Here is a 14,542-nt window from a genome sequence, read left to right as displayed (position 1 = left end):
CCCTTGTTTCTCAGCCGTCTTCTACGCCGTCGCACCGGCGCTCCGGTCGGACCCGGAGGTCGCGCCGCGATACCAGTGTTCGAGGGTCAGCACATGCCACAGATGCTTGGAGTAGTCCCGTTGTCCGGCGGCGTCCGCGGCGACCATGCGCGCCAGGGCGTCGCGGCGCAGCAACCCGGAGCTGACGAGCACGCCGTCGTGCACCACCTCGCGCACCAGCGGCGCCAGGTCCCGGCTCATCCAGGCCCGCAGCGGGGCGCTGAACAGGCCCTTGGGCCGGTAGACGACCTCCCGGGGCAGGATCGAGGCGGCCGCCTCCTTGAGGACGGCCTTGCCCTGCCGCCCGACGATCTTGCGATCGCCCGGCACGGCGAACGCCGCCCTGACCACCTCGACGTCCACGTACGGCACCCGCACCTCCATCGACGCGGCCATGCTCGACCGGTCCGTGTAGGCGAGGTTCAGGCCCGGCAGGAACATCCGGGCGTCGCCCAGGCACATGCGGTTGACGAAGTCGTCGAGGTCGTTGTCCTGATAGATGTCCGCGTGTTCGGCGAGCACCTCCTCGACCGCCCCCGCCAGGTCCGGATCGAGCAGGGCGAGCAACTCGTCCCGGTCGTACATGGTGTAGCTGCGCCGGAACGCGGTCTCCTCCGGCAGCTCGGCGAAGGACAGGAACCGCTTCGCGAAGCGCACCGACCGGTATCCCCGGCGGGCCGTGGCGACCGGCAGCCGGTCCACGACCCTGGACAGGCCGCGCCGCACCGGGCGCGGGACGCGCTGGTAGCGCAGCGCGACCAGGTTGGCCAGGTGCTTGCGGTACCCGGCGAACAACTCGTCGGCGCCCATCCCCGAGAGCATCACCTTGACCCCGGCCTCCCGGGCGGCCGAGCAGATCAGGAACGTGTTGATCGCGGCGGGGTCGCCGATCGGCTCGTCCAGGTGGTGGGTCATCTGCGGCAGCAGGTCGAGCACGTTCGGGGCGATCTCGATCTCGTGCAGGTCGACGCCGAACCGCCCGGCCACCCGCCGGGCGTGGCGCAGGTCGTCCGGCATTGCCTCGAACCGGGCGTCCTCGGCGCGGAACCCGATCGTGTAGGCGGAGATCCCGGGGCGGTCGCGGGCCGCCAGCGCGGTCAGGTAACTGGAGTCGAGACCGCCGGAGAGGAAGGTCGCCACGGGTACGTCGGCGCGCAGGTGACGCCGGGTCGACTCCTCGACGACGGCCGCGACGTCCGGCAGCTCGCCGGCCCGCGCCCGCTCCCGACCCTCGGCGGCCACCTCCCGAAGGTGCCAGAACCGGCCGCGCTCCACCCGACCGCCGGGCCGGCACCTCAGCCAACTCCCCGGCGGCAACTTCTCCACCTCGCGGAACGCGCACCGGGAGTCCGGCACCCAGTAGTACAGCAGCGAGGCCACCAGCGCCGCATGGTCCACCCGCAGCGAACCGCCGGTCGCGGCGGCGAGCGCCTTGAGCTCGGAGGCGAATGCCAGGCCCGCACCGCGCCGGAGCACGAACAGCGGCTTGATGCCCAACTGGTCGCGGGCGAGCACCAGTTCACCGGTTCGCTCGTCGAAGATCCCGAACGCGAACATGCCGCGCAGCCGGGGCAGGCAGCCCGTGCCCCAGCGCCGCCAGGACTCCAGCAGCACCTCGGTGTCGGAGGTACCGCGGAAGCGCACCCCCGCGGCCGCCAGCTCGGCACGCAGCTCGGGCGCGTTGTACAGCTCGCCGTTGTACGTCAGGGCGAGGCCGCCCGAGACCATCGGTTGGGCGCCGGTCCCGGACAGGTCGATGATGGCCAACCGGCGGTGCCCGAGGTGCACTTCGCCGCCCCCGACGGCGTGACCGTAGCGGCCCGCCCCGTCCGGACCGCGGTGGGCCAGGGCGTCGGTGAGCCGGTCGGTGACGACCTTCCCGTCCGGCCAACGGTAAGTCCCTGCGATGCCACACATGCCTACCGCGCCTCCTGGTCGTTGTTCGGAACCCGCGCCCACATCGGCAGCAACTCGGCCCGCCGCCGGCCCGTCCCGCTCTGCCGGGCCGGCCGCTCGGGCCGGCCGCACAGCGCGGTCCCCAGCCCGTCCCACAGCGTGCCGTCGGTCCGGTCCCGCGGATCGGGGTCGATCAGCACCACACCGATCACCGCGATGCGCTGGTCCGCGAGTTGCCGCGCCACGGTGTGCAGCCACGCGGCGCTGCCGTGCCCGGCCCGCACGACGAGCACGGTCTGAGTGCCGAGGTACGGGAGGTCGGTCCACGCGGTGCCGGGCGCGACCGAGCCGACGCCGAACCGGAGTTCCTCGTGCGACACGGCCGCGGCACGCTCGCCGCTGACCACGGTCGGACCTCCCGGCTCCGGGCGGCGGCCCGCGAGCTGCGCGTTGGGCAGACCGTCGACGATCACCACCGGCCCGTCCGCCGCCAGGGCCCCGGCGAGAGCCAGGGCGATCACGCTCGTGCTGCGCGCACAGCCCAGTTCCAACAGCGACACCGGTTCCGCGGAGCCGCGCACGGTGCGGGCCAGGGACGTGGCGAGCCGTTCACGTGCCGCCCGGGTCCGTCGGCGCTGCCACCGCCTGGCCGACCGGCGGGGCAGCTCCGCGAGGACCGAGGCGCCGAGGTTCGCCGCGATGTCCCGGCGCAGCACGGGGCGGTCCGCCACCACCGTCCCGACCGCGGCCACCGCGAGTCCGAGGACGAGTCCGAGGGCGAACCCGATCGCGGCGTCGGTGGCAGCGGTCCTGGGCAGGGAGCGCCGCACCGCGTGCGGGGCGTCCACGATCTGTGTGCCCGCGATGAGTTGGGGCGTGCCGATGTGCGCCTCCGCGGCACGCCGGCCCAAATCGGAGATCCGCGAGGTGAGTTCCGCACGGCGGGCGAAGAGCGACTCCAGACTCGCCGGCGCCTTCGCCCCGCCCTTCGGCGATCCGTCCCCGACCGCCTTGTTGACCTCGGCGAGTTCGTCCTGCGTTCGGTCACGCTGGTCGAGCAGGGCCTTGGCCTCGGCGTTCGCGGTGTCCCGTATCCGCCGCACATGGTCCGCGACGAAGGCATCGGCCAGCGCCTTGGCGCGGGCCACCGCCTCCGCGTCGCTCTGGCCCGTCACACTGATCTGCAGCAGGTTGTTGGTCAAACCGGTACCGCCGTAATCCTGCACGAAGTCCTCCGGTTTCGCCGGGGACTTGAGGGACTGCAGGGCCCGGCCGGCGATCCGTGTGGTCCCCAGCAACGCGACGTCGGTGCGGATCAGCGTTCCGGGGTCGTTCGGCTGGTCCTCCCGATGCGCGACCAGCACCTTGGTCACCGCGGTCGGCGGCGTCGGCAGCAGCACAGCCAACGTCGCGCCGACGAACAGCCCCAGCAGCGCCATGGAGCACCAGAGGCGACGCCGTCTCCGCACCGCCACCACCAGCGCCTGCAGGTCCAACAGCGGAGCGGCGGCCGACGACTCGGACGTCGTACGCGTCGTCACCCGACACCTCCCGTCGCGTCGGCCCCCACCGCGAGCGCCGGTGTGGCGGCATCCCGAGGACGGCCGACCGGCCGCGCCGGAAGGGCCCGGACCACGCCGGCGAGGACGATGCCGACGACCTCGTGCCGGGCGTCCGCACACGCCTCGGCGATGCCGGCGAGCTGCTGTGCGGTCCAATTGCCCGCGCTGAGCACGACCAGGGCACCGGACTCGTCGTCGCGGTCCGGCACCACCGGCCGGTCCACCGAAACCCCCACCACCCGCAGCGCGGGGTGCCCCCTGCTCGAAGAGCTCGGGGAAGGATCGCCGCCGGCCTCGGCGACCAGCCGCCCGGCGGCCCGGCGGGCGATCTCGTCGCCGTCCGGGACGACGACCAACAGCCGGCGCGGAGGCGTCAGTTGATCCCGAAGGCGGGCACACACCCGCCGGTAGCGCAACTGCCTTCCGGCCTCGTCGCCGGACGTCTGCGGGGTGGGGAGGTCCCACCGGACGTCGAGGCCCAGCAGCCACCGGATCCGGGCCAGCGGGCCGCGGTCCTGCGGCCGGTGCGCGGGCCGTTCATCGGGTACGTCGACGGTACCCAGCAGCGCCGAGCCCAGCGCCGCGGCGATCTCCGGTTCGGTGCGCAGCCGGCGACTCATCCGCGCGGCCGTGAGATGGCCGATGACCGCGAGCAGGAAGAACAGCACCGCCCCGGCAACGACGAGTTGCCTTCTCGTCGGTGGCGCCTCGCCGGCCGGCCGGGGCGCCGGCCCCATGACGACCATGTTGGCCTTGTTGGTGGCGGGGGCGGCCTGGTCCAGCTTGTTGATGGCCTCCTGCAGCGCGGTGCGCAGCTTCGCGAGCTCGGTGCGGGTCCCTACGCTCTCCACGCTCCGCCCCGGACCGGCCGCCTCGGACAGCTCGGTGATGCGGCGGCTGGTCTGCGCCACCGCCTGACGCAACGCGTCGGGCCCCGCCGCTGCTTCGGGGTCGGCACTGTCGCCCGCGAGCCGCGCGGCGAACGCGACGAACTGACGGACCATCTGGTCGGAGAGCCGCTGTGCCCGCTCCGGGGTGTCGGCCGTTCCCGAGACCATGATGATGTTCCCGTCGGCGGCCTTGGCGCTCACCCGATCCCGCAGCTCGCTGCCGCTGACCCCGGCCCAGCCCAGCGCGGCAGCCGCCCGGTCGACCACCGTCGAACTGGTCGCGACGTCCACCTGGGTCAGCAGTTCGCGCTCCTCCCACTGCCCCGGCAGCAGGACCGATGCCGACGCCGTGTAACTCGGCGGAAGCAGCAGCGAGACGCCGAAGCCGACGAGCGCACCCACCACGGCGAGGACGGCGAGGAGCCGCCAGCGCCCACGGATGATCCGCCCGATCGTGGCCAGGCGTATCCAGTCATCGCTCAACGGCGGGGCCTCTTCCCCGCCCGGTTCGGCCCGCCCGCCGACACCGGGGTGCGCCCGCGGCAGGCAGCGGAGTAGGCGGCGAGCAGCGCCGCCTGCGAGTTCCGCCAGCAGAGCTGTCCACCGATCCGCTCCTGGCCGATCTTCCCCATCCGGGCCCGCCGCTCCGGATCGTCGAGCAACTCCGCGATGAGCCGGGCGAATGCGGCCTCGTCGTTGGCGGGCGCGTAGACCGCGGCGTCACCGGCGGAGACCCGCGCCTCACGGAGGTCGAACGAGACGACGGGCCGGCCCATCGCCATGTACTCCAGGACCTTGTTCATGGTCGACACGTCGTTGAGCGGATTGCGCGGATCGGGGGAGAGGCACACGTCCGCGGTGGACAGATAGCGCACCAGGTCGGCGTCCGGGATGCGCCCGGTGAACTCCACCTGCTCCGAGAGCCCGAGCCGCCGGGACAGTGCCACCATCGCGTCGAACGCGTCGCCGGCGCCGACGAACACCGCATGCCAGTCGGTCCGCCCGAGCTCGTCGCGCAGCTTCGCGAGGGCCCGCAAGGCGTAGTCGACGCCGTCCTGCGGGCCCATGACGCCCAAGTAGCACAGCAGATGGGGCTTACCGTGCTTCAACTCCGGCTCGGGCGGCACCGGTTGGAACCGGTCGGTCTGGGGTGCGCTGCGCACCACGAAGACGTCCGCCGGCCGCTTGCCGCCACGGCGCACCGCGACGTCCCGGTAGCTCTCGTTCGTGGCGAGCACGACGTCCGCGGCGCGATAGGTCCGCCGCTCCAGCGCGCACACGGCGCGGTAGAGCAGGTCCTCGCCGCGGTCGAACCGGGAGAGGTACAACTCGGGCACCAGGTCGTGCTGGTCGAAGACGAACCGGGCGCCGCGCCGCTTCAGCCACAGCGCCGGAAGGAACAGCAGGTCGGGCGGGTTGCAGGCGTGGACCACGTCGACCGGGCCGACCTTGCGGGCAAGCCGGGCCGTGTGCCACAACGCCGATCCGTACTCCCGCAGGTAGCCGGCCGGTCCTCCGGTGGCCGCGCGCAGCGGATAGCGGTGGATCCGCACCCCGTCGATTAGCGCCTCCGGCTCCGTGTCCCGCTTCTCCCCCCGGGGACAGACGACGTGCACCTCCCAGCCCGCGTCGCGCAGCGTCGTGCACTCCTGCCACACCCGCCGGTCGAACGGCACCGACAGGTTCTCCACCAGGATCAGCGCGCGCCGGGCCGACGCGTCACCGCCGGTCGCGTTACCAAGCAAGGCCCATGTACCCCGGTTCGGCCCGGCGCGCCTCGGCGTCGGGAAGGCGGATGAGGTCGACGATCACCGCGCCGCCGCCATGGGGCAGCGCCGACAGCACGGCCGGGTCCCTGGTCCCGACCAGACACACCTCGGCGTGCTCCAACACCTCGTCGACGGAGTCCGCGAGCAACTGCGCGAGATGCGGCAGTCGGGTCTCGATGTACTCGCGGTTCGCGCCGAGCAGCCGAGAGAGACTCACGTTGGCGTCGTGGATCCGCAGGTCGTACCCCTTGCCGAAGAGCACCTCCGCCAGCTCGACGAGCGGGCTCTCGCGGAGGTCGTCGGTGCCGGGTTTGAAGGACAGCCCGAACAGGCCCACCCGGCGCTTGCCGGTGCGCTCGACCAGGTCCACCGCGCGCTGCAGATGGTCGGAGTTGGAGGGCAGCACATGGGCGAGGATGGGAACCGAGACGTCGGCCCGCCGCGCCGCGTGGACCAGGCTGCGCAGGTCCTTGGGCAGGCAGGAGCCGCCGAAGGCGAAGCCGGGCCGCAGGTAGGCGGGGCTGATGTTCAGCTTGCGGTCGGCCAGGAACACGTCCATCACCTGGTGCGAGTCCACCCCGAGTGCCTGGCACACCGCGCCCAGCTCGTTCGCGAAGCCGATCTTGAGGCCGTGGAACGCGTTGTCCGCGTACTTGATCGCCTCGGCCGTCGGGATCGGCACCCGGAACACCTCGCCGGGCAAGCCGTCATACAGCGCCCTCACCGCATCGCCGCTCGCCCGGTCCAACTCGCCGATGACGGTCTTGGGCGGGTCGAAGAAGTCCCGCACGCTGGTGCCCTCGCGCAGGAACTCCGGGTTGACCACGACCCCGATGTCCACCCCGGCCGTGCCGCCCACGTACTTCTCCAGGATCGGCACCAGCAGGTTCAGGCAGGTGCCCGGGAGCATGGTGCTGCGGAACACGACGGTGTGCCGCCCGCCGCGCGCACCGCGATCCGCCAGCGCAGCACCGATCTGTTCGGTGACCCGCTCCAAGTACGCGGTGCACAGGCTGCCGTTGGGCTCCGACGGCGTGCCCACGCAGACCAGTGACACCTCGCTGCCCGTGATCGCCGCGTGGACATCGCTGGTGGCGCGCAACGCTCCGGTCCGCACGACCTCGGCGATGAGCTCGCCGATCCGCTCCTCGACCACCGGGGCCCTGCCGTCGTTCACCAGGTCGACCTTCACCGGGTTCACGTCCACCCCGATGACCTCGTGACCCATGCTCGCCAGGCACGCGGCCGACACACAGCCCACGTAGCCGAGCCCCAAGACGCTGATTCTCATGACGCGTTCCTCCCCCCAGGCAGGCCCCTTCGGCCTGCGGTCCGTGCGCCGGCCGCACGACGTCGCCGCCGCTCGCGCATCAGTAGGCCCCCTGTCCTTGGAGCACCGCGCGCAGCGTCTTCCACAAGATCACCGTGTCGAGGGCGAGCGACCAGTCCTCCACGTACCGCAGATCCAGTCGGACGGCCTCCTCCCACGGCAGGTCGCTGCGCCCGCTGATCTGCCACAGGCCGGTGAGCCCGGGCTTGACCAGCAGCCGCCGCCGGATGTCCGGGCCGTACGCGGCGGACTCCTCCGGCAGCGGTGGCCGCGGACCGACGAGCGACATCGATCCGGTCAACACATTGAAGAGTTGCGGGAGTTCGTCGATGGAGTACCGCCGCAGCAGCGTTCCCACCCGGGTCACCCGCGGATCCCGGCGGAGCTTGAACAGCAGACCGGCGCCCTCGTTGCGCTCGGCCAGTGCGGCACGCGCCCCGTCGGCCCCGGCAACCATGGTGCGGAACTTGACAATGGTGAACTCGCGGCCGTCCTTGCCGACCCTGCGCTGCCGGTAGAACGCCCCGCCCCGACTGTCGACCAGCACGAGCAGTCCGACGAGCACCATCAGCGGTGCGAACAGCATCAGCAGGATCGCCGCGCCCATCCGATCGACGACCTCTTTGACCACCCGGTGCCCCCCGGTGAAGGTCGGCATGCTGACCCGCAGCAGTGGGATCCCGAGTACCGCGTCGACGTGCAGCCGCGGTCCGGCCACCTCCATCAGCACGGGCGCCACGACCATCTCGGCATCGCTGCCTTCGAGGTTCCAGGCCAGCCGCTGCAGCCGGTCCGGTGACCAGTGCGGGTCCGGCGTGACCGCGACGACCCGGTAGCCGTCGCGGTGGACGTGGCCCGCGACGTCCGCCAGCCGGCCGATGACCGGCACTCCGTCCAGTTGGTCACCGTCGACCCCGAGACCGTCCGTCGTGCACACCGCATCCACCCGCCAGCCGAGGTGCGGGAACTTCCGGGTCCGGGCGATCAGGTCGCGCACGGTGGCCAGGCTGCCGGCAGCGAGCACCGGTCGCAGGCACCGTCCTTCCTTCCGCTGCCTGTGCAGCCACAGACGCAGCAGATACCGCGCGATCATGGTGATCAACGCGGTCGTGGGGATCGCGACGAAGATCCAGAGCTTGATGTTGCGCGAGGCGAGGGCTATCCCGCCGAGCGCCAGGACGACGGTCGCCGTGAACAGCGCGCGTCCGAGCCGGCGGAATTCCTCCGCGCCCTGGCCGAGTACGGCCGGAGCCCACGACCGGCTCACCGCGAGCGCCCCCAGCACCAGCAGCTCGGTGCCGAATGCGAGAATGCCCCACTTCTCGTGCCAGTTCGCCGCGTCCCGGGACCCGAAGAGGTTGCCGATCGCCGCCACCACGAAGGCGGTGGCCACGGTATCGCTGATGATCACGGTACGGCGGTACCGCTGCTCCCAGTCGATCGCGGGCTGGTTGACTGCCCCGTTCTCCGGACGCCTGCGCGCCGAGAGCAACGGGTCGACCAATTCCCCCTGTTGCACAGATCCCCCCAGGTCGTCAGTGGTCTCGCGGTATTCGCTCCACACGCTCCCTCTCCTCAGGAGGCCCCCGCGCCGCCCTGTTCATCCCCCAAGAGGCCGGCCTCCCCGCATGACGTCCCGGCTGTTGCGGCGCGACGTGAACGCCCCACCCAGGCGGCATCGAACTCGCATGTCTTGCCGGACTCCCGAGGTGCGCGGAACCCGTCGAGCCCTCGGGCTCCCCACACCCAAGGCCCCCTCTCGGGCTCCAAAGAATCGCTCCTGCCCACGTGTGGCACCCAGGGCGCGACTGCCGGTTGTCCGTAACGCTGGCCCTAAAGATCACGATTTGTCGCCTCGTGTCATGTGAAGCAGCGTCAATGTAGACCATCGAGGCCCGTCTGGAGAGGGGAATGTGTGCAACTCGTGGCCAAACTTTGAAGGTTGACCCGCCGAACGGTCACGACACGTGTGTCTTGGCGGCGAAGCCGCGCTTGTGACCTGTGATGACGGGAGTTCTCGGGTGGCCGGCACCGGCAACCCCGGGACGCCCCGGCACCGCCAACCGAGCCCCCGCGGAGGAGTACTCCGTCACGTTCCGGCTCGGACGAGGCTCCGACCGCAGGCGGTGCAGACGCCCGTCCAGCACTGCGGCAACACCCTTCAGAAGAACGGGACATGACGGGAGATCAGGCCAATGCGCAGGCATCTGAGCCAAGCCCACGAATGGCCAGAAAGGTATGGGCGACCGATACCGGGCACCTCCCGCCGCCCCCGCGGTTGAACGCTGCCGTGGATCCCTCGTAGAACCCGCGGCCCTGTAGATCGATGCCGAGCCGAGCCTGCGGGTGAAGCCTTCGCGGGTCGCGGCCTCGCCGGTGGCGCCGGAAGGCGAACCGCACGGCATGCCGAGGACGGGACAGCGCGGGCGAACGAGTGTAGGTTTGGCGCCGGTTCATGTGAAAGGCTTCCGGAGCCCGACAAGTTACGGGAGCCTGGACCGTGACGGTTTCCCAATGCGAAGAAAAGCGACGACGGCCAATTTCGACAATTGAAGTGTCGGATGTCGAAGGCTGGCAGTCGGTGCCGAGAGTGACGTGTGGACGGTTTCAGTGCTGGACGGACGGCATTCCGACAGGGAACATCTCCTGGCCTCCTTCCGTCACCGACGAGTGACGCACTGCGAGGCGACGCAAACGCACTCGCCCGTGCGAATTCCGATTCCTCGGAGCGCTCGACGGGCTCCGGAGAAGGCGGCGAACGGGAATTCGGGCAGCCTTTCGCAAGGCCATTGAGTCGGCGCCGCGTACTGCGCGGGGCGGCCACCACCGCGGTCGTCGGAGCGATGGCCGCTGCGGCGACGGCCCCCGCGGCCGCCGCAGACGACAACGCGTACGCCGTGACCAAAGACGGCCGGCGCCCGCTCCGGGTGATGACGTTCAACCTGCGGTACGCATCGGACACTCGCCCGAACTCCTGGGGCGAACGCAGACCCGCGATGCGACAACTGCTCCGCCAGGAAGCGCCTCACCTGCTCGGCACGCAGGAAGGGCTCTACGGGCAGTTGCAGGACATCGCGACCGATCTCGGGCCGCACTACGCCTGGATCGGCACCGGGCGAGCCGGCGGAAGCCGGGGCGAATTCGCGGCGATCTTCTACGACATCCGACTCCTCACCCCCGTCGAGTACGACCATTTCTGGCTCTCCGACACGCCCTACCTGATCGGGTCGAAGAGCTGGGGCAACACCGTGATCCGGATGACGACGTGGGTACGGTTCCGAGATTTGGGGCGACGCGAAGTCCGGGACGGGGCGAGTGGCGCATCCGCGCGGAGCGGGGGAGGGGAAGGCGTAGCGGGCACCTGGGGCTCCGGAGAGTTCTACGCGCTGAACACGCACCTCGATCACGCCGTGCAATATGCGCGGGAGCGCTCGGCAGCACTGATCAATGACCGAATGGGCACACGGAATCCCGCGCTGCCGCGGATCGCGACCGGAGACTTCAACGTCGCGGCGCACAAGAACCCCGTGTACGAGGCCATGCTCGGGGGCGGCCGACTCGTCGACAGCTGGGACGCAGCAGGCGAACGGAGCGCCCCATACGGAACCTTCCACGGGTATCACCCGCTGGTGCCGGGCGGAGATCGGGTCGATTGGATCCTCACCTCGCCGGCAGTGCGAACGCGGCGCGCAGCGATCAACACGTATGCCGTGAAAGGGCAGTTCCCCAGCGATCACCTGCCGGTCCAGGCGCTGGTCGAGTGGTGAGGCGCGCAGGTGCGGCCAGGCGCGGGAGAGGGGGAGTAATCGGGGCCGACTTGACTGGTAGACGGCGCTCTGTCCCGTCAACGGGGCCCGTTCGGAAAGGGATCGGTGCCGTGTGCCACTCGGCGTCCCGTGGTTGACGCAGGATCAACTGCACCGAGAGGGTGCGGCGGTGGAGATCAGTGACCTGACAGCCGTCGAGCGACGCGTGTGGGATGCCTTCCCGAGCGGTGTCGCGGTCGACTTACGCAACGGCGAAGACGAAGACGAACACGGCGCCGTGCCGGAGGGGGACCGATGGGGGCCGGAACGCACGGTGCGCGGCGAGGTGTTGCGTGCGCTGGTGATCAGCGGCGCCTCGGCCGAGGGCGCGATCGCCGGCTTGCGTCTGGTCGGGGCGCGCATCGTCGGGCGGTTGGACTTGACCTGTGGCACTGTCGACGGCCCGGTGCGGCTGTTGGGTTGTCACTTCGATGAGCCCCCCGAACTGAGCGGGGCTCGAACCCGCACGCTGGATTTCACCGGATCTCGTCTGCCCGGACTGCGCGCGGATGAGGCCCGCGTGGACGGCGCCCTGCGCCTGAGCAGATGTCATATCGCCGGTCAGGTCACGCTGTCCGGTGCACGGATCGGCAACAGCCTCTTCCTGGACCGGACGAGGGTGCGGGGTCCGATACGTCTGGACGGCATCCGCATCGAAGACGCCCTTGCGGTCGAAGGCGCTCAACTGACCGTGGGTGAGGGCGAGGTGTCCCTGCGCGCGGTCAACGCCAGTGTCGGCGGCGGGGTCGTCGGCAAGGACCTCACCGCTCGGGGCACCGTACTGCTGACCGGCCTGCGGGTGGGCGGAACCCTCAACCTGGAGGGCTCCCACCTGGTGCACCCCGGCGGCGAGGCCCTGGCCGCCGCCGTGATGACCGTTGACCTGGACGTACTCTGCAACGGCCTGCGTGCCCAGGGCGAGGTGCGCCTCACCCGGTCCAGGATCGGCGGCCGGCTCAACCTGACCGGAGCCCGGATCGCCAACCCGGGGCACGCGGCCGTGCAACTCAGTGGTGTTGCGGTCGGAGCGGAGGTAGCGGCGGCTGATCTGCACACCCAGGGACAAGTCAAGGCCAGGGGCGCCAAGATCACGGGTGCCCTGGTCCTGACCGACGCCCGCCTGTCCCACCCCGGCGGAGCGGCCTTGCTGGCCAGTAACTGCACAGCCGCCCAACTCTGGCTCGACGGAACAAAAATGACCGAGGGTCACTTATCACTCCGAGGCTCCACCTTCACCACCGTGCACGCCCACCCCGAGACGTTTCCGGCACAGGTGTGGCTGGACGGACTCACCTACCAGGCACTGTCCCCGCGCCTTCCGCCCCGTCAGCGCCTGGCACCCCTGCAACGCGATGGGGACGGCTACGTTCCCCACTCCTACGAGCAACTCGCCACCGCCTACCAGCGGGTGGGAGACGAGACCGCAGCCCGCACCGTCCGCCTCGCCAAACAACGGCACCACCGCTCCACCCAACCCGGGTACGCCAGGCTCTGGGGATACCTCCAGGACGCCACCGTCGGCTACGGCTTCCGCCCCGTACGCGCCGCCGGCTGGCTGCTCACCCTGCTCCTCCTCGGCGCCCTGGCGTTCGGACTCCACCACCCCGTGCCGACCAGGCCCGGCGAAGGCCCCACCTTCCAACCACTCGTCTACGCGCTGGACCTTCTCCTGCCCGTCGTCGACTTCGGCCAGGAGAAGGCGTTCCAACCCCAGGGCTGGTACCAGTGGCTCGCGTATCTGCTGATCGCCTTGGGCTGGGTCCTGGCCACCACGGTCATCACCGGCATCACCCGGGCCGTCAGCCGCCAGTGACTGTCCCTGTCCCGCAGGTGGGGCGGCTCGTTCGGTTCGTGCCTGGGCAGCCCTCCCCGCCGACGTCGCCGGCAGATGAGTGGGGATGCGGGGCGTGGGCGGCAGAGCCGGGAGTGGGAGCCGCTCCGGAATACCCCGCTCAGGAGGGGAGTTGAGACGGGCGGGACGTCCCGTGCGTAACCGCGCCCGCCCCGGGCGCCGGTCGGGCGATCCGCAAGACGATCGTTCCGCGGGGACGAGCGAAGGAAAGGTGCGCGATGAAGTCCGTCATCCGGACGGCCGCCGGCGGCGGCCCCGAGGTCCTCCAACTCGTCGACCGTCCGGTGCCCGAGCCCGGGCCCGGCGAGGTACGCGTGCGGGTGCAGGTCTCGGGCGTCAACCCCACTGACTGGCGCAGCCGCAGGCGCGCGTTGCCGCCAGGCATGCACGAGCAGGTGCCCCACCAGGACGGCGCCGGGGTGATCGACGCCGTCGGACCGCGGGTTGACCCCGCGCGGGTCGGTCAACGGGTGTGGATCTGGGAGGCTGCCTGGGAGCGTCCCTGGGGAACGGCGCAGCAGTACACGCTCGTCCCCGACCGGCATGCCGTTGCGCTGCCCGACCACGCCCCGTTCGAACTCGGCGCCGCCCTCGGCATCCCGGCCCTGACCGCCCACCGCGCGCTGACCGTTCACGACGGTGGTCCGGGGCGCATCGCGCCCGGTGCACTGCGGGGTACGACCGTGCTGGTGGCGGGCGGCGCGGGCGCGGTCGGCAACGCCGCCATCCAGCTTGCCCGTTGGGCCGGCGCACGCGTGGTCACGACCGTCAGCAGCCCTGCCAAGGCCGCCCTGGCACGCGCGGCCGGCGCCCACCAGACGGTCAACTACCGTACGCAGGACGCGGCCACGGAGATCCTGGCCTTCGCGCCCGGGGGCGTCGACATCGTCGTGGAGGTCGCACCAGGCACCAACGCCGCTCTCGACATCGCGGTGGCCGCGCCGGGGGCCGTGGTGTCCTACTACTCGGCCGGCGAGGACGAGCGGCTGTCCGTCCCGGTGCTCTCCTCGCTTCCGGCGAACCTGCGCTGGCAGGGCGTCTTCGTCTACACCGTGCCGACCGCCGCGAAGCAGCAGGCGCTCACCGACGTCGCCGCAGCCGTGGACGCGGGCGCGCTGTGCGTGGGGGAGGAGGCCGGACTGCCGTTGCACCGCTTCGCACTGGAGCGGATCGCGGACGCCCACGCCGCACTCGAACGGGGCGTGGTGGGGAAGGTCCTGCTCGACATCCCGTGACTGCGGCGACGAGCGCGCCCTGACCGAGTGACTGGCTCGCTGGCAACCCGGTCAGAGATGTCCTGTCGGAGCGAAACCGACTGTGGATCTCGTGCTGAGCTGGGGGTTTGCCAGTTGGGGTGAAACTGGCATGGCTCAGGATGCTCACTGCACCTGGCTTCTG

General features: G+C 71.2%; 9 protein-coding genes. 3 read left to right on the top strand and 6 right to left on the bottom strand.

Annotated elements, in window-relative coordinates:
- Positions 1-21 precede the first annotated feature (21 nt).
- The 6 genes from asnB to PV796_RS00860 form a co-directional block, all read right to left on the bottom strand.
- Entirely contained in the window at positions 22-1,956 is a 1,935-nt protein-coding gene (gene asnB / locus PV796_RS00885) for an asparagine synthase (glutamine-hydrolyzing) (RefSeq protein ID WP_446750545.1), read from the bottom strand.
- A gap of 2 nt (positions 1,957-1,958) precedes the next feature.
- Positions 1,959-3,476: a Wzz/FepE/Etk N-terminal domain-containing protein gene (locus PV796_RS00880; protein WP_274910794.1), complete on the bottom strand. Its 1,518-nt coding sequence runs from the start codon at positions 3,474-3,476 to the stop codon at positions 1,959-1,961.
- Positions 3,473-4,870: a Wzz/FepE/Etk N-terminal domain-containing protein gene (locus PV796_RS00875; RefSeq protein ID WP_274910793.1), complete on the bottom strand. Its 1,398-nt coding sequence runs from the start codon at positions 4,868-4,870 to the stop codon at positions 3,473-3,475. The genes PV796_RS00880 and PV796_RS00875 overlap by 4 nt, the downstream gene beginning before the upstream one ends.
- The gene (locus PV796_RS00870) at positions 4,867-6,132 is read right to left on the bottom strand and encodes a glycosyltransferase family 4 protein (RefSeq protein WP_274910792.1); all 1,266 of its coding nucleotides are present in this window, start codon (positions 6,130-6,132) and stop codon (positions 4,867-4,869) included. The genes PV796_RS00875 and PV796_RS00870 overlap by 4 nt, the downstream gene beginning before the upstream one ends.
- Complete coding sequence (locus PV796_RS00865) at positions 6,122-7,447, bottom strand: nucleotide sugar dehydrogenase (protein WP_274910791.1); 1,326 nt, start codon at positions 7,445-7,447, stop codon at positions 6,122-6,124. The genes PV796_RS00870 and PV796_RS00865 overlap by 11 nt, the downstream gene beginning before the upstream one ends.
- A 79-nt stretch (positions 7,448-7,526) precedes the next feature.
- Positions 7,527-9,005 (bottom strand): sugar transferase, encoded by a 1,479-nt coding sequence (locus PV796_RS00860; protein WP_274918805.1) that lies wholly within the window; start codon positions 9,003-9,005, stop codon positions 7,527-7,529.
- Between the two features lie 1,324 nt (positions 9,006-10,329).
- Between PV796_RS00860 and PV796_RS00855 the strand changes: the two genes are divergently transcribed.
- From PV796_RS00855 to PV796_RS00845, 3 genes are all read left to right on the top strand, one after another.
- Positions 10,330-11,253 carry an endonuclease/exonuclease/phosphatase family protein gene (locus PV796_RS00855; RefSeq protein ID WP_274910790.1) on the top strand — a complete coding sequence of 308 codons (924 nt, stop codon included), beginning with the start codon at positions 10,330-10,332 and terminating at the stop codon, positions 11,251-11,253.
- A 169-nt stretch (positions 11,254-11,422) separates the two neighbouring features.
- Positions 11,423-13,105: a membrane-associated oxidoreductase gene (locus PV796_RS00850; RefSeq protein ID WP_274910788.1), complete on the top strand. Its 1,683-nt coding sequence runs from the start codon at positions 11,423-11,425 to the stop codon at positions 13,103-13,105.
- A gap of 257 nt (positions 13,106-13,362) precedes the next feature.
- Entirely contained in the window at positions 13,363-14,379 is a 1,017-nt protein-coding gene (locus PV796_RS00845; protein ID WP_274910786.1) for an NADPH:quinone reductase, read from the top strand.
- Positions 14,380-14,542 lie beyond the last annotated feature (163 nt).

Source organism: Streptomyces sp. WZ-12 (assembly GCF_028898845.1).
Classification (GTDB): domain Bacteria; phylum Actinomycetota; class Actinomycetes; order Streptomycetales; family Streptomycetaceae; genus Streptomyces.
Note: the sequence above shows the minus strand (reverse complement) of the source record. Positions and strands in the feature narration are given on the sequence as shown.